Source organism: Paraburkholderia sp. BR10937, assembly GCF_040965695.1.
Lineage (GTDB): Bacteria > Pseudomonadota > Gammaproteobacteria > Burkholderiales > Burkholderiaceae > Paraburkholderia.
Window position 1 is genome coordinate 55740 of record NZ_JBFRCL010000042.1, and the last position, 16322, is coordinate 72061.

Below are 16322 nucleotides of genomic sequence, written 5' to 3' on the forward strand. Positions count from 1 at the left end.
TTCGTCCTAGTCGTTCAGCCAGTTTTCGAGCTTGATGCCGGGATAGGCGGCGAAGTCGCGCTCGTTGTTTGTGACGAGGACGACGTCCAGCGAAATCGCGTGAGCGGCGATAAGCTTGTCGAGTGCGTCTTTCTTGCGCTCGCGCGTCGCCTCGCGCACCGGACCGTATGCCTGTGCCGCGGACACGTCGAACGGCGCAACGGGAATGTCCTCGATCAGGGCCGCCAGGTTGCGCCGCTCGCGTGCCTTGTGCTCACATACGCTCACGCCGTATTCGAGCTCGGCGTAGGTCACAGCGGACATGACAACATCACCGACGTAGCATTGGGCGAATCGCTGCGCGACCTGCTCGGGCTGGTTTTTCATCAGGTAGATGCACATGTTGGTATCGAGCATGAAACGCGGCATCACAAACCCTCGCGCTCGGCCTGATCCTGCTCACCGCGACCTTCAGCCATGAAATCCGGCCCGAATTTCGCAAACTTCTTCAGCACGCCGCTGAGCGGACGGCGCGCAGGGCGAATACGGATTTCGTCTCCGACGCGCTCAATTTCGAGTTCGACGTCACTGCGCTCGTAGGCCAGATCGGCGGGTATGCGGACGGCCTGGCTGTTGCCGTTCCTGAATACGCGGGTGGTGTGCATGCGGCCCCCAATGTGTGTACTATGGATGTACTATAGCGCAGTCAGCGCGCAATGTAAATCCGCGTGTGTACATACCCCGGATGCGTGCGGTCGCCGCCGCCCCGATGCCTGCACAGACCAGGCTGCAGGATCTGGTGCAAATCGCGCGGGGCGAACCGGTTAAAGTGTCGGACTGAAAGAATTGAGAACCGACGATGAGCAAGCTGAAAAGCCTGGATGAACTGTTCGCAGGCCGTCACTTTGACCGCGATGTGATCATTCTGTGCGTTCGCTGGTACCTGCGCTACAAGCTTAGCCTGCGCGATCTGGTAGAAATGATGGCAGAACGGGGTCTGTCGCTGGCGCACACGACGATCCTGCGCTGGGTTTGCGCCGGAGTTCGTCAAACGGTGGAACCGCTTTGGCAGGCCCACCGGCCTGTCGTGGCGTGTCGATGAGACCTACCTGAAGATTCGTGGTAAGTGGGTTTACCTTTATCGAGCGGTTGATCGGGCTGGCCTGACGGTTGACTTCACGCTCCGTGCGAAGCGCGACGTGCAGGCGGCAAAAGCCTTTTTCAGGAAGGCGATCAAACATCAAGGCCAGCCACCGAACACAATCACGCTTGATGGCTATGCGGCGTCGCACCGCGCCGTGTGCGAGATAAAGGCCGATGGCTTGCTACCTGGGGACACGAAGGTCCGATCCTCGAAATATCTCAATAAATTGGTCGAACAGGATCACCGGAACATCAAGTCCCGGACGAAAGTCATGCTCGGCTTCAAACGTTTCAGGAACGCGGCGATCACTCTGGCCGGCATTGAGTTGATGCATCGTATTCGCAAGGGCCAATTCAATCTCGCGAAGCTCGGTCTCAAAGATACTGCTGCGGCCGCAGTCTGGGAAGCCGTTCTGTCTGGTTGATGAGGGATCCTTTCTATAAATAAAATCTCGTCCGGACCGCCTATTTGCACCGGAACCGACCGTCGAACGCGAAGCTTGGTCCAGCGACGGAAACTCGCCGACTGCGTCCGAGAGCGTTAGGCTAAGTCCGACCCTGGGCAGTCCTCCAAAACGCCACGACCCGATGGCTGCTTACGAGGGCGCCGCGGTCAATTGGGCCCCGGACTTGACGTCCAGTTGCACGGACAACGAAAGGAAAAAGAGATTGCGAATCGTTGTCGTTCAATTTTATATAAAAATCAATGGCTTATAGGATTTTTTTGATCGGTTATGTGATAATTCGCGCGTTGATTTTTTTGGTCTCCGCGTGTAGTCGGAGACGTGCGGAGCCTGACGCATGAGCCCTAAAGAAACGATCGAAATTGAGCACCACGCGGCGGCCCAACGCAGCACCATGGTAAGTGTTTGCGTGAACCTGCTCCTCTCATTGGCGCAAATTGTCATTGGCGTCGTCGCGAGGTCACAGGCTTTGCTATCCGACGGTGTCCACTCGCTGTCAGACCTCGTTTCGGATTTTGTTGTGCTGTTCGCAGCTCAGCAAAGCAGGAAGGGTCCCGATGACGACCATCCCTATGGACATCGACGCTTCGAGAACGCTGCATCTTTCTTTCTGGGACTGCTTCTGCTTGCCGTCGGCGTTGGAATGCTCTGGACCGCCGTAGTGAAGTTCCGCAATCCCGAGGCGATACCACGCGTGCACGTGGCAGCCTTGTGGGTTGCATTAGTCGCGCTTGTTGCGAAGGAACTGCTTTTCCGTTACATGCTCGCAGTTGCCAGGCGTGTCCGGTCGAGCATGCTGGCCGCGAATGCCTGGCACGCACGGTCGGATGCCGCCTCGTCGCTGGTCGCAGCTGTCGGCATTGTCGGCAGCCTGCTCGGCTACCCGATTCTCGATCCTGTCGCGGCCCTTATCGTGGGCGTCATGGTGGCCCGCATGGGTTGGCAATTTGCGTGGGCCGCTTTGAATGACCTCATGGATCGCGCGGCAGACGAGGACGAGGTCGCTGCTATCCGAGAGACGCTGGCTGCAATGGCCGGCCTCGCAGGCTTCCACGATCTTCGAACGCGCAAGATGGGCGACATGATCGTGGTTGACGTTCACCTCGAAGTGGATGCAGGGTTGTCACTGGTCGAGGCACATGAAATCTCGACGGCTGTGCAGCGCGAACTTGTCGAGAGGCCGGTACTGAACGTCATGACGCACATAGACCCTGTTTGCGGGCCGACGCTCGGAGAGGTAAATATTGATCGCCACGAACTCGCGCTTCACTTGTCAAGCTGACTCAAGTAGCCAATCCTCTGCTGGAACCGAGCCGGTTCCAGGGTTTGTGCTCGGCGTCAGCTACCACGATGCCGTACGCCCATGAACAGGTATGCGCCACGTCAGCTACCTGTGTCGTTGCCCGTCGCGCATTCGCGTGCGTTAATGTAAGGCACTCTGCTAACGAGCAAAGGGAAAAACCGTGGGTAGCTCTGGAACCCGTTACGGCTCGATCACGCAATTCTTTCACTGGTGTACGGCAATACTTGTCCTCGTCGCATTTGTCTACGGGCCAGGCGGACCCGAACAGCGCGTGTATTCGTCCGTCCACGAAATAGACCGGCGACTCCACGAGACGCTTGGATTATGTGTGTTCGCGCTCACCGTCATCCGCTTGCTGTGGCGAATGATTGATACACGTCCCGAGCCACCCTCGGTTTCGCGCTGGATGGGTATCACGGCAATAGCCGTCCAATGCATGCTTTTTCTGCTTCTGCTCGCACTCCCGATGACTGCCGTCGCTGGCGCGTGGCTCGAAGGACATCCCTTGACGCTTGTCGCCGGCGCTGATATTTCACCCCTGTTCGGCACTTCACATGACACGGGCGCAGCTCTTGCTGCGGTCCACAAATGGCTCGGCGACACGATCATGTGGCTTGCCGGATTTCACGCGTTCGCTGCTCTTTACCATCATGTTGTCCTCAAAGACGACGTCCTGATCACGATGCTTCCTCGCTGGCTTCCTGCAAGAGGGGCAAGAAGCCGATGAACCCTCGAAACGCCGCCGCCCGCGCGCCGGACTGCGTCCAGAGCAGCAGCTCCGTTACCGACAACCCATCGGACGACATCATGGCCTCCAGAAAGGAACTCAAGCGTTACCGTGCGCATCTTGCCGACGAACGACATAGCGCGGCGATCTATGAAACGCTCGCGCACGTCGAGAAGGACTCTGACCGGAAGCAGGTCTTCGGCGAGCTCGCCGCAGCGGAGCGAACCCATGCAAAGGTGTGGGCTGACAAGCTGAAAGCGAACGGACAGCCCGTCCCGGACGGGCAAAGTGTCAAGACTTTCATGATGAAGAGTCTGGTTCGTGTCTTTGGTCCGAAATTTGTGCTGCCTACGCTTGCAGCCGCCGAATTTGCGGACCGGAATAAATATGCGGGCAACCCTGAGACCGCCACAATGTCCGCAGAGGAACGGCAGCACGCTAGCGTGGTGCAGGGCATGGTGAACGCGGACAAGCCGGAACCGACCAAGGGGGCCGAGATTGCCGAAGCGGAATCCTGGCATCGCGGCGTGTCATCCGGCAACGACCTCCGCGCCGCCGTGCTCGGTGCCAACGATGGACTGGTATCGAACTTCTGTCTGATCATGGGTGTGACTGGCGCCGGTACAGGCAACAAGGCGATTCTGCTCACAGCACTGGCGGGACTGATCGCAGGCGCCTGTTCGATGGCACTTGGAGAATGGCTGTCCGTCACCAATGCACGCGAACTTGCGGAAACGCAGATCGCCCTGGAAGCCGACGAACTTGAACACACTCCCGACGCGGAGGAGCATGAACTGAGGCTCATCTACCGCGCCAAAGGCCTGGAGCGCGACGAAGCGAAGCGCGTGGCAGCACAGATCATGCGCGACAAGGACAAGGCACTGGACGCGCTCACGCGTGAGGAACTCGGGTTGGACCCGGCGGAACTCGGTGGCAATCCGTGGACTGCAGCGGGATTTTCGTTTCTCCTGTTTGCGGTCGGCGCGATCTTCCCGGCGATGCCGTTCCTGTGGACGTCCGGCACCCCGGCGATCGTGCAATGCATAGGCCTGAGTATTTTTGCATTGGCGGCCATCGGAGTATTCACATCACTGTTCAATGGACGCAGTGCCAGTTTTTCCGCGATTCGCCAGGTCGTCATTGGGCTTGTCGCTGCTGCGTTCACATTCGGCATTGGGCGTCTGTTGGGTGTGTCAGTCTCGTGATGAGCAGGGGGACGAAAGAATACGCGGTGCCTCGCGATCATTGCTGGTCGCCGACGAAATGATCGGTGAAGCTCTGGTTGAGGCCGTGAGGCGAGGGGGATCAATTCACGTAGCGGGGCGAGGCCGAACTGGCTCTCACCGACGCCGTTTATAATCTATTACTGCTCGGGTCATATCGGCCAGTGACGGAGCCCAACGATTTTAATGCCTGCCCAATGCTGCTGACGCAGCCCGCAGCAGACCCCTGGACTCCCTTGCACCTGAGCGAGCCGTTCTGGAGTTGACCCTGTAATCCCGGACACAGCCTCACACTGAGGTTGCTGAATCTATCGAGCGCCGAAACTCGCGGGCGAGCGGTATTTCAGCGCGCTATGGGGATGCTTCTCGTTGTGGTTCCGGTGCAAATAGGCGGTCCGGACGAGATTTTATTTATAGAAAGGATCCCTCATCAACCAGACAGAACGGCTTCCCAGACTGCGGCCGCAGCAGTATCTTTGAGACCGAGCTTCGCGAGATTGAATTGGCCCTTGCGAATACGATGCATCAACTCAATGCCGGCCAGAGTGATCGCCGCGTTCCTGAAACGTTTGAAGCCGAGCATGACTTTCGTCCGGGACTTGATGTTCCGGTGATCCTGTTCGACCAATTTATTGAGATATTTCGAGGATCGGACCTTCGTGTCCCCAGGTAGCAAGCCATCGGCCTTTATCTCGCACACGGCGCGGTGCGACGCCGCATAGCCATCAAGCGTGATTGTGTTCGGTGGCTGGCCTTGATGTTTGATCGCCTTCCTGAAAAAGGCTTTTGCCGCCTGCACGTCGCGCTTCGCACGGAGCGTGAAGTCAACCGTCAGGCCAGCCCGATCAACCGCTCGATAAAGGTAAACCCACTTACCACGAATCTTCAGGTAGGTCTCATCGACACGCCACGACAGGCCGGTGGGCCTGCCAAAGCGGTTCCACCGTTTGACGAACTCCGGCGCAAACCCAGCGCAGGATCGTCGTGTGCGCCAGCGACAGACCCCGTTCTGCCATCATTTCTACCAGATCGCGCAGGCTAAGCTTGTAGCGCAGGTACCAGCGAACGCACAGAATGATCACATCGCGGTCAAAGTGACGGCCTGCGAACAGTTCATCCAGGCTTTTCAGCTTGCTCATCGTCGGTTCTCAATTCTTTCAGTCCGACACTTTAACCGGTTCGCCCCGCGCGATTTGCACCAGATCCAAGCCGCGCTGCCTCGTCCTGACACTGTCCAGTGTCGTCACGAGCAAAACGGCTGAGCACAGGCGTCGGCAAGCGCATTTCGATCGCGATCGCTGGAATATATGCCGCGCGCCTTCGTTTAGTGCGTACGTGCGGTCGCCTGCGTCTTGCAGCCGGGCCGCCGTGACTGCTGGACCGGTCGTGCCAGCAAGAATGGTGTTGCCGCAGACATTGCCACAACGCCGCCTCTGTACCGCCTGAAGCATCGCCCGCCGCAGGTGAGGGGCGCTCGCGCGCTCGCCGTGCTGCAAAGGCGATGCATCAGGCGGGGTCGCTCGCGGTAGCCAGCGCACCACCCGTAGGGCGTCGCGCGTACGTGGATTCGGTTGCCGCAGCTTTCGTGGAGAGTCGAGTCATGAAAACCGTCATCAGACGCCTGGCTCCGCGACATGCGGCGCCAGCCGGTGCCGCGCAAGCCAGGCAGGCCACACCCGCACGAGGTGTCGCCCACTCGTGCCGCCCCGCGCGCAGCATACATGGCCGCCTGTGGCGCCAGCTGCTGTTCGCGCTGTGCGGCGCGACGATCGGCGCAGCACACTTTGCGCACGCCGAAGATTCCGTCCCGTTGTTGCCGCCACCCGCCGTCACATCGACCACCGTGCCGGCCAATGGTGACTTGAATCCGTATGGCGTTGCGTTTGTGCCGGATGGTTTTCCCACATTCGGTACCATCGCGCCCGGCGACCTGCTGGTGTCTAATTTCAACAATGCGCAGAACGTGCAGGGCACCGGTACGACGATCGTCAAGATCGTGCCGGACGCGAAGCAGGCCGCGACGTTCTTCCAGGGCCCCCCAGGGCTTGGCCTTACCATGGCGCTGAACGTGTTGCGTGGCGGCTTCGTGCTGGTCGGTAACACACCGACCACCGACGGCACGTTCCACACCATCAAACCCGGCTCGCTGATCATCGTGAACCGCAACGGCAACATGGTCGCGCAATGGACGACCGCCGCGAAGATCAATGGACCATGGGGTATGACAGTCTTCGATCAGGGCGATCGCGCGAAAGTGTTCGTCTCGAACGTGCTGGACGGGAACGTTGTGCGGCTCGACGTGACGGTCGACGCCAACGGCGTGCACCTCATGAAGGCAACCCAGGTCGCATCCGGCTACCAGTTCCGCGGCGACGCGGCAGCAGTGGAGGTCGGGCCGGCCGGGCTCGTGTACGATCCGGCGCGCAATGTGCTCTACGTTGCGTCGATAGTCGACAATGCGATATTTGCGGTGTTCGGCGCGGGCACCTCACAGCATGACGGCGGCAAGGGCGTGGTGATCTACGCGGACAACAGGCACCTGCATGGAGCGCTCGGTCTTGCGTTAGGACCGAACGGCGATCTCTTCACCTCAAACGGCGACGCGATCAACCCCGATCCGGCACAGACGAGCGAACTCGTCGAGTTCACGCCGCAAGGGCAATTCGTTGCGCAACTGCCGATCGATCCGGCACCGGACGGTGCGTTCGGCATCGCGTTTGGTCGGTTGATGCACGAGCACGTGCACTTTGCCGCGGTCGATGACAATACGAACGCAGTCACGGACTGGAACTTGCCGTTTGAGAGACAGTGACGGATCCGGCGGCGCCATCAGGCTCGCTGCCCCTGCGAACGACGAATGGCGCCCCTGCAAGGCACGCGGGGCTGAGCGGGGCAGTTCCGCGTTTCCACGGGCGCAATGCCCTATGCCATTGTCTCAATCCCAGTCCCAACGCTCGGGGTGTCCGCCGAGCCTGCCGCACACATCAATCGCTATCGCCCGCAACTGGCCCTCCGCGATCTGCCCCTCCGCAATCTGCCCCGACAAGGCATAACCCATATGGTTGGTAGCCCAATAGAACGTGCGGCGATCGCCGTCGCGAACGATGCCGTACGCCAACTCGTCTTTCGAAACCGCCGTCATATAGAGCGTGAGCCGTGCGCCGGCACGGTTCTCGTACATCAACTGGGCCGCCGGCCCCGCCTCGCCGGGCAACAGCCGCCCACCCACAAGCGTGAACCCGTGGTCATGCAACGCTGGCGCGGATAACGGCCGGTTCATCCTGTGCGCCAACCAGCCGATCAGCTGCTCCTCGTCTGCAGCGCTCACTTCGACGGGATGGCGTATTTCCGGCGCGTAAACCGCGTAGGCGATATTGGCTCGTTGGGCGAACTCAGCTTGTCCTGGGAGCCAGTCGAACGGCAACAAGCTGCCGGCGAGCCACGCGAGACCGGCGCCAAGTGATACCCAGCACGCGGCCAGTGCGGCGCGCCGCCACCATGGCACACGCGGGCGCAACACAATGCACGGCCCGCTCGTCCGCTTGTCCAGGTCCGCGAACAACTCGCTCAACGCCGCTCGCTGTGCGCTGTAGGCTGCCACGATGCCCGCCGCCCGCCGGTCGACCGAAAGTTGTTCGATCATTGCCAGGCGCTCCGCTTCGGGCAGTTCGTCGTCGACGAAGGCCGAGAACTCACGCAGTTCCCGCTCGCTGTAGCCCGAGCTAACCGTGGGGTCGAGATTATCGCTCATCGGCACCCCTCATGGCTTTGACGGACGCGAGCCGCTGCGGTGTACCCTCGGCGAGTAGCGTGCGCATATGCTCCCGCGCGCGCGAAAGCCGCGACATCACCGTGCCCATCGGCACGTTCAGCGCTGACGACACGTCCTGGTAGCTCAGTTCCTCCACGCAAACGAGCAACAGCACTTCGCGCTGCTCGAGGGGAAGGCGGTAAAGCGCGCGCTCAACGTCGCGCAGCGTGAGCGAGTCCACGTCGCCGCGCGGCATTTCGAGCGTATTCCAGGGCGCACTTTCCTCATCGACGACGATCTCGTGACGCCCCCGCCGCAACTGGTCGATGTAGAGGTGACGCAGGATCGTCAGGAGCCAGGCTTTCAAGTTGCTGTCTGGACGAAACGCGCGCACGCGCGTGAGAGCACGCTCGGCCGTGTCCTGCACCAGGTCATCCGCCCAGGCACGGTCGCCCGTCAGCGCGCGCGCAAAGCGGCGCAACTGGGGAAGCAAACCTACGACGTCGGCTTCAAAGCTCACACCGAGTCGGCCGCGCATCGCCGCCGTAACCAACCGCCACCGCTCGAGCTACCCGGTGCGTTGAGGTCACACGCCGACGAACAGCCGCCCCATGGTACGAGCCCAGGCGTCACGAGTATGGCATACAGGATTTGCGTCGATTCCATGACAATCCCGCCGCATGAACGGACCGTTCCAACACTGTCCACGCTAGGCTAGAACGATCGGCCCGATCACCTTATTCCGGGAATGATCAGCCATCCGGATGATAGGTTCTCCGCCGACTCAGCCGTCGTGCAGATACTGGAAGCGGTAAACGAAATCGACCCAATATAGCGGAAGTTCAGCCAGAAGTGGCGAATGCCCGCTTTCGTCAGAAAACTGCACGCTGCGTTCCAGCGGGAACTTGCGAGCGAATGAGGCTTTCCGGGTCCTTGCCCTTGTGATGCCAATAAGCGATCAATCGCTCGACATCGCAAAGCCCCACTCAAACCCGGTTCGTAGAAGCGACTTCGGATTAGCCATTCTGGGCGTTTACTTATCCTATCCAGGGGGATAGGATAACACACATGGACAAGACCACGACCCACGCTTCGCACCCCGATATCGTTTTGCGCCTCAAGCGCGCCGAAGGGCACCTGCGCAGCACGATTGCCATGATCGAAGCTGGCCGCAACTGCGTCGAGCTCGCCCAGCAGCTCCACGCTATCGAGAAGGCCATCACCAACGCCAAGAAGGCGCTCATCCACGACCACGTGGACCATTGCCTTGAAGCGCAGGCCGGAGCTGACCCCGAGTCGGCGAAGGGCGCGCTCGCGGAATTCAAGGAAATCAGCAAATACCTGTAGAAGCAGCCATGAGTTTTCTTTCTTTCGAACAACTGAATACGGGTTCGGCGACACTGCTCGTCGGTGCAGTCCTTGTCGTGGGCGTTCTGCACACCATTGTTCCCGACCATTGGGTGCCCATCACGCTCATTGCCCGGCAGCGCGGCTGGACCAAGGCCAAGACCGCACGGGCGGCGCTTCAGGCCGGGACGGGCCACGTCGTCACGACGCTCGTCCTCGCTGCGATCGTCTGGCTGGCAGGTGTTGCGGTAGCGGCGAAGTTCGGCCACTGGGTCGACACCATTTCCAGTGTGGCGCTCATTGGCTTTGGACTCTGGATTGGGATTTCGTCATGGCTCGAACTGCGCAAAGGCGATGGCCATGGACATCGCCACGGTCCGCATGGGTACACGCACGACTTTTCTCACCTGGCCGGCGGGAACGATTCCACCAACGGGATTCACGGCCCCGAACTGCAGCGGATCTACGGCGCGGACGGCGTGCTCGATCTGTCCATCTACGAGTTCGGTCAACCGCCGCGTTTTCGCTTCACGACGACGCGGCCCGCGTCGGTGAGAAGCGTCGCCGTTGAAACACGACGTGAAGACGGCACCCGCCAATCGTTTGCCTTCGCACAACGCGGTGAGTATTGGGAGTCGCTGGACGACATTCCCGAGCCACATGGATTCGATGTCAATGTCACCCTCAAGCACGGCGACCACGTGCACACGTACCAGACGGCGTTCGCGGAGCACGAACATCATCACGAGGACCATGAGCATCACGACCACCATGACCATCATGGTCACGGCCATGCACACGGAGCACAGCGCAAAACGTCGTCACGCACTGCACTTCTGCTGATTCTGGGCTCGTCGCCCATGATCGAGGGTATTCCAGCATTTTTTGCAGCGGGGAAGTACGGACTGAGCCTCATCGTCATCATGGCGCTGGTCTTTGCGGCGAGCACCATCCTGACCTACGTGCTGCTTTGCGTCTACTCGACCGCTTCGCTTCAGCGCGTCAAACTGGGCGCATTGGAGCGTTATGGCGAGGTGCTGAGCGGGGTGTTTATCGCGCTCGTAGGGCTGGCATTCTGGTTGTTCCCTGTGCTGTAAGGCTGGCTGCCAGGTCAGATGGCCTGTCGTCGCTGGTGAAAAGCAGGCGTCTCATTCCTGCCTGCAAACGGACGGCCGCGAGTGCTACCTGGCCGTCCGAAGATTGGCCGGCCCCTGCCTGTTGCGCTCGGCTAATGTCGACCCGACTCCCCCGCTGAACGGCTCGGCGGGGGTAAGAGCGCCAATACGGCGCGGATCCGTCGTATCGAGTGCCATCGAACGCACATGCGTCGATGCCCGGCGATTTGATGCGCATCCGTCCACCGCGTCAGCGTGCCGATTTCTCTTCGGCCGCCAAAATGCGGCAGTCCCTGGGGCCGCCTGAGTGACAGTCGTCCTCAATCAATCACGCGACCATTTACGGAGCGAGCGCGTCGTTTTAGTGGTCGTATCTCCCGGCCTGGTCGCGGAACGTCGGCAGGCCGGGGCGTCGCGGAGCGTTAACCCATCAGAACGTCACGACCGTCCGCAGTCCGGCTACGGCCTCGTTGCCGATGCGTGCGCCGCTGTTGTTCGGGTCGGGGATGCCGCCACCCGGATGGAAGATGTACTGGAGTTCGCCCTGCAGCAGCCACCACGGCGCAACCTGATACTGGTACGTCGCCTCGATCACCGTCTCCGCCGAACGCACAGGGTAGCCCGGCGTCTTGAGCGTTGCGATGTCACGGTCGAGTGCGCTCGCGCTCGAGCTGACGTTCGCGTAGCTCACCGCGAGCCCGACCGAGTCGCTGTCCCGGCCCTTGAACGGAGCTTTCAGCACGACGCCCGCGTTGAGATTGAAGTCGAGCAGGTTACGGTCGCCCGGCGCGCCCATCACACGCGTGAATACGCCGACCGATTGCGGGCTGTCGGCGCTCGGGCGCCACACCATCTGGTCTGCAACGGCATAAATGCTGAAGTTGCCGCGATGCGTGGCCGGCACGCCGTTCGACGCCGGGCTCGCGAGCGAGATGCCGTTCGTGTCGAGGTGCTGATCCGCGAAGTGATTGTTGTTGTACCAGAAGCCCAGCTTGTAGGTGCCCGGCAGCCCGCCCGGCTGTGCCGAACCAGATCCGCCTGCCGGCGGCTGGTTGATCGCGTACTGGACCTCGCCGATCATCATGACGCCGTTGTGCAGGTTGAACCGGGTGCCGCTGGCGTTGAGTTGCTGCGGGTCGCCATTGCCCGGCGCGGGGTTGCCGTCGAAGATGCCGCCGAGAATCGTCATCGAGTCACTCGGCTTGAACCGCAGGCGCACGCCAAGTGACGAGAGCGGATAGGCAGGGCCGCCCGCAGGCATGTCAGTGGCGGCCAGGACGGGCCAGCCGAAAGTCGCGTTCGCGAACGTGCTGCCGTACTGGCTGATGATGAATTCCTGATCAAGGCTCTGCTGGCCGATCCTGACGTCGAATTTGTCACCTATCGCCTGCTGGTACCAGAGTTCCCACAAACGCGTCGACGCTTCGGCTTCGACGCCGCTCACGGCTTGCAGCGCGTTCAGGCGTGCCGCCGTGATGCCGTGTCCGTGAATCTGCAGGGCATCGACGAAGAAGGTGCCGCCCTTCAGGCCGAGCGCCTTGTCAGTATCGACGCTAAGGCCGAACTGAGTGGCGCCGTTGTATGAAGCGCCCTTCGAGATACCGCCGGAGAAGTTGCCGTAGAGCTCGCTGGTTTCCTGCGCGTTGAACGTGATGCCGTGATCGCCCAGTAGCGTGCGCAGTCCGCCCATGTCGCCGAGCAGGTTAGAGCGCTCCCAGAAGCCGGTCGGCGCGGCGGCGGCCCCGGCCGATGCCGCGCTTGTGTCGGTGTTTGTAGTTGCGGCAACGTCGTGGTCTGCCGCAACCGGGGCGGCAGACGCCGACTGTGCGTAAGCCGGATCGGTTGTGCCGGCGGCCAGTGCCACCAGCAGCGCCGCGGCGGCGCAGGCCGGCTTTACGCGCGAGGGCGGAGCGAGCATACATCGGCTGTCAATGCTATTGTCGTTTTGTGTGGGCGTGCCAAAGGAGATCATTTTTGCTTTCTTTTGGGAAACGAACCGATGAATGAGCGGCGCCGAAGCAGGAAGGTGTCCGGCGTCAACTCGCCGCGAGGTCACAGTGTTGTTGAATCGTCTTCACAACAGCCAGCTCAGGCGGGCCATGATGTACCGCCAGCGTTGCGTTTTGAGGTCGTCCAGAGGGCCGCGACCGAGGTGTCGCGTCGCACTGCGTTAGCTGGGCGGGCACCTGGGTGCCCCCAGAGCTGGCCTGGTCCGTCAGGTTCGCGGCGCGGTGCGATGGCCAGCGTCGCACGCAGGTAAGTGCGTGAGACGCGGAGAAAGCGTTCGGTATGCATGATTCAACTCCCGTCGAGCCCGGCCTGGCCGGGCAACGTTCGATAAGTGGCACACCGTCAGCGAAGTCGGGCGCTGTCGGCGGGCTTAAGCAAAAAGGGAGCGAGCTACAGACAGACCGCACGGGCGGTCCGGAAGAAGCGCGCTGACCCGTCAATCGGGGTCAGCGGCAGGAGGGAAAGTCCGGCGTCGCTAACGCGCGATTGCAGTCTGGTTGCCGGCACACGCCGGCATACAAGATCGACTACTAGAGCTTGCGTCCACGAAGGACTCTCCTGTTTCTAAGACAGGGCGGATTCTATGCGCGCCCTCTGTGAACGTGCAAGGAGAAATTGTCACGCAGTGCTTAGTAGCTTCAAAGGGATACACAACGCACCTGCGGGCAACGGTCTGCACTGCATGAATGCGAAACAAAGAGTTATGTGAATGATTTGCATCCACCGGAGTAACAGATTCGAAAGAAAAATCTTTGAAATAGTCGTTGACTCGGCTTGCGCGTCGTCACTAGAATTCGCGTGTTTCCACGAAAGGGGCATTTGCCTTGGACAGTTGTAGTAGTCGACCTTCGAATCGTTTTTCTGCCTGACCGGCACGACGCCCGCCTGGATTTTTCCCTAGCCGCCGTCCTGCCAGCAGGCAGACGGTGCGCGCCGCAGTAGCTTTCGCAGTTTTTCCCGCGCATCTCTTCGATTGGCCGCCGTCGTTCACGCGCGTGCTGTCACGCACGTTCGTCAACACGACCCGCGTCGCGCCATTGGCTCGCGCCGCCGCTTGTTCACGCCGTTTTCGCGCGCGCAACACCGCGCCGGAACCGGCGTGCGGTAAAACGTCCGTCAAACATGAACCGGACCCAAATGAAAGAGGAGCTCACGATGCCCGACCCTGAGCCTAAACCCTGCACATCTCGCCTTGCGTTCTCGCAGAACGCGGGCCACTTCGCCTGACATCTGGCCGCATACGTTCCTCCCACACGCCTGGGCATATTGCCCCGCGTGCAGCGAAACGAAGGCACGCCTGATCGATGGCGCCACGTTTCAGGCATCTGGAGGAATCACCATGCACTTCGCTCTCCTCGTTTCGCAGCTCCCGCACGTCGAAGAAGCTCGCACGCACTACAACGGCATGCTCGGGCTCGACTCACATTCGCACGGTTCAACTGGCGTAGTCGCTGCCGTCTGGACGGCACTCAAAAAGCTCGTTCGCTGACACGGCCTGGCGTCGCCGACTTCTGCCCCTGCTCCTGCACCAGCAGTCGGCGGGGCAGCGCCACGTCTCAATCATTAAATTCAAAAAAGTACTACTAAGGAATAAATACAGATGTCCACCACTCCTGCAAACATCACGCAACGTCGGAGTGCCGTGCTCGACGACGCGCACGTGGGCGATATCAAAGGCGCCCTCGGCACCATCGCCCGCCACGACACCGCTCCGCGCAGCAACGGGATGGCGCGCCTGCGTACGCTGCTCGCCATCCTCGGCCCTGGTCTCATTGTCATGGTCGGCGATAACGACGCCGGCGCCTTCGGCACTTATACGCAGGCGGGGCAGAACTACGGCACGTCGCTGCTCTGGACGCTCGCGCTGCTGATTCCGGTTCTCTATGTGAACCAGGAAATGGTCCTGCGCCTGGGCGCCGTGACCGGCGTCGGCCACGCACGCCTCATCTTCGAACGCTTCGGCAAGTTCTGGGGCGCCTTCAGCGTCATCGATCTTTTTCTGCTCAATGCGCTCACGATCGTCACCGAGTTCATCGGCATTACGTTTGCGCTCGACTTTCTCGGCGTCTCGAAGGTTCTCGGTGTCTGCATCGCCGCGGTACTGACGATGGCGGCGGTCAGTACGGGCGACTTCCGGCGCTTCGAACGCTTCGCGATCGTGCTGTGCCTGTTGAGTCTGCTGCTGATCCCGGTGCTCGTTTCGATTCACCCGCCTGTGGGCGTTATCGCGCGCGACTTCTTCGTGCCGACCTGGCCGGCGAATTCGAAGCTCTCCGACGTGATGCTGCTCGTGATCGGCATCGTCGGCACGACCGTCGCGCCGTGGCAACTGTTCTTCCAGCAGAGTTACGTGATCGACAAGCGCATTACCCCGCGCTTCATGAAGTACGAGAAAGTAGACCTCTGGATCGGTATCGCGTTCGTGATCGTCGGCGCTGTGGCGATGATGGCCTTCACCGCCGCGCTCTTTGACGGCAAGCCAGAGTTCGGCAACTTCACCGACGCGGGTGGCGTGATTGCGGGTCTGCACAAGTACGTCGGCCAGACCTCGGCCACGATCTTCGCCGTGGCGCTGCTCGACGCGTCGATCATTGGCGCCGCCGCCGTTTCGCTCTCGACGGCCTATGCGATTGGCGATGTCTTCAAGGTCAAGCACTCGCTGCACCGCAGCGTGCTCGACGCGAAGGGTTTCTATCTCGTCTACTTTGGCATCATCGCGCTCGCGGCGGCCCTCGTGCTGATTCCCGGCAGCCCGCTCGGCCTCCTGACTGAGGCTGTGCAGACGCTGGCCGGCGTGCTGCTGCCGAGCGCAACGGTGTTCCTGTTGCTGCTCTGTAATGACAAGGCGGTGCTCGGCCCGTGGGTGAATTCGAAGAAGCTGAACGTGTTCACGGGTGCAGTGATTGCCGTGCTCGTCGTGCTGTCGATCATCCTGACGGCGGCCACGGTTTATCCGGATATCAGCGGTGCGGCAATTATCAAGATTCTCGTAGGCGGATGCGGGCTTGCCGCAGCGGTGTACGCAGCGGTGGAACTCTCGCGAAAGTTGCGCGGTGGAACTGTCGGCCATGATGCGGCTCCGCTCAACAAGCCGGCCCTGAAGGAGTTGCGCAACACGTGGCGCATGTCGCCGCTCGAAGACCTGCCGGCGCCGCAGCACCTGACGCTGTCGACACGCGTGTGGATGGGCGTGCTGCGCACCTACCTCGTCGTCGCAGTGGGTCTCGTGATCGTGAAGGTCGTGCAGATGGCCATTCACT

The 16322-nt window shown here is 61.0% G+C and carries 13 protein-coding genes and 2 pseudogenes; 9 read left to right on the forward strand and 6 right to left on the reverse strand.

Annotation, left to right across the window (positions count from 1 at the left end; translation table 11 throughout):
- Nucleotides 1-6: 6 nt before the first annotated feature.
- Both AB4Y44_RS29145 and vapB read right to left on the reverse strand, forming a co-directional pair.
- Nucleotides 7-408, reverse strand: coding sequence for a type II toxin-antitoxin system VapC family toxin (locus AB4Y44_RS29145; RefSeq protein ID WP_368701541.1), 402 nt, complete (start codon nt 406-408; stop codon nt 7-9).
- Entirely contained in the window at nt 408-644 is a 237-nt protein-coding gene (gene vapB / locus AB4Y44_RS29150) for a type II toxin-antitoxin system VapB family antitoxin (RefSeq protein ID WP_368697000.1), read from the reverse strand. Before vapB ends, AB4Y44_RS29145 begins: the two co-directional genes overlap by 1 nt.
- Before the next feature lie 194 nt (nt 645-838).
- Between vapB and AB4Y44_RS29155 the strand changes: the two are divergent.
- The 4 genes and pseudogenes from AB4Y44_RS29155 (at nt 839) to AB4Y44_RS29170 (ending at nt 4821) form a co-directional block, all read left to right on the forward strand.
- Nucleotides 839-1547: pseudogene (locus AB4Y44_RS29155) on the forward strand (IS6 family transposase).
- 376 nt (nt 1548-1923) lie between these two features.
- A complete protein-coding gene (locus tag AB4Y44_RS29160) occupies nt 1924-2868 on the forward strand; it encodes a cation diffusion facilitator family transporter (protein WP_368701542.1) in 945 nt (314 codons plus the stop codon).
- Between the two features lie 181 nt (nt 2869-3049).
- Nucleotides 3050-3616 (forward strand): cytochrome b, encoded by a 567-nt coding sequence (locus tag AB4Y44_RS29165; protein ID WP_368701543.1) that lies wholly within the window; start codon nt 3050-3052, stop codon nt 3614-3616.
- 80 nt (nt 3617-3696) lie between these two features.
- Nucleotides 3697-4821, forward strand: coding sequence for a VIT1/CCC1 transporter family protein (locus AB4Y44_RS29170; RefSeq protein ID WP_368701552.1), 1125 nt, complete (start codon nt 3697-3699; stop codon nt 4819-4821).
- Nucleotides 4822-5269: 448 nt separating this feature from the next.
- Here AB4Y44_RS29170 and AB4Y44_RS29175 read toward each other — a convergent pair.
- Nucleotides 5270-5978 (reverse strand): annotated as a pseudogene (locus AB4Y44_RS29175) (IS6 family transposase).
- Between the two features lie 461 nt (nt 5979-6439).
- On the opposite strand from AB4Y44_RS29175, the gene AB4Y44_RS29180 reads away from it, so the two are divergent.
- Complete coding sequence (locus AB4Y44_RS29180; RefSeq protein ID WP_368701544.1) at nt 6440-7651, forward strand: hypothetical protein; 1212 nt, start codon at nt 6440-6442, stop codon at nt 7649-7651.
- Nucleotides 7652-7774: 123 nt separating this feature from the next.
- On the opposite strand, the gene AB4Y44_RS29185 is transcribed toward AB4Y44_RS29180, so the two are convergent.
- Nucleotides 7775-8590 carry an anti-sigma factor gene (locus AB4Y44_RS29185; RefSeq protein WP_368701545.1) on the reverse strand — a complete coding sequence of 272 codons (816 nt, stop codon included), beginning with the start codon at nt 8588-8590 and terminating at the stop codon, nt 7775-7777.
- Nucleotides 8580-9110, reverse strand: coding sequence for a sigma-70 family RNA polymerase sigma factor (locus AB4Y44_RS29190; protein WP_368701553.1), 531 nt, complete (start codon nt 9108-9110; stop codon nt 8580-8582). The genes AB4Y44_RS29185 and AB4Y44_RS29190 overlap by 11 nt, the downstream gene beginning before the upstream one ends.
- Before the next feature lie 548 nt (nt 9111-9658).
- Between AB4Y44_RS29190 and AB4Y44_RS29195 the strand changes: the two genes are divergently transcribed.
- A complete protein-coding gene (locus tag AB4Y44_RS29195) occupies nt 9659-9937 on the forward strand; it encodes a metal-sensing transcriptional repressor (protein WP_368701546.1) in 279 nt (92 codons plus the stop codon).
- An 8-nt stretch (nt 9938-9945) separates the two neighbouring features.
- On the forward strand, nt 9946-11034 hold the full coding sequence (locus AB4Y44_RS29200) for a hypothetical protein (RefSeq protein ID WP_368701547.1): 1089 nt from the start codon (nt 9946-9948) through the stop codon (nt 11032-11034).
- A 448-nt stretch (nt 11035-11482) separates the two neighbouring features.
- Here AB4Y44_RS29200 and AB4Y44_RS29205 read toward each other — a convergent pair whose 3' ends face one another.
- Nucleotides 11483-12970, reverse strand: coding sequence for a carbohydrate porin (locus AB4Y44_RS29205; RefSeq protein WP_368685565.1), 1488 nt, complete (start codon nt 12968-12970; stop codon nt 11483-11485).
- A gap of 1431 nt (nt 12971-14401) precedes the next feature.
- Between AB4Y44_RS29205 and AB4Y44_RS29210 the strand changes: the two genes are divergently transcribed.
- Both AB4Y44_RS29210 and AB4Y44_RS29215 read left to right on the forward strand, forming a co-directional pair.
- A complete protein-coding gene (locus AB4Y44_RS29210; RefSeq protein ID WP_342949268.1) occupies nt 14402-14551 on the forward strand; it encodes a hypothetical protein in 150 nt (49 codons plus the stop codon).
- Between the two features lie 111 nt (nt 14552-14662).
- Nucleotides 14663-16322, forward strand: a 1660-nt coding sequence (locus tag AB4Y44_RS29215; protein WP_368685564.1) for an Nramp family divalent metal transporter, incomplete at its 3' end; no start/stop codon positions are given.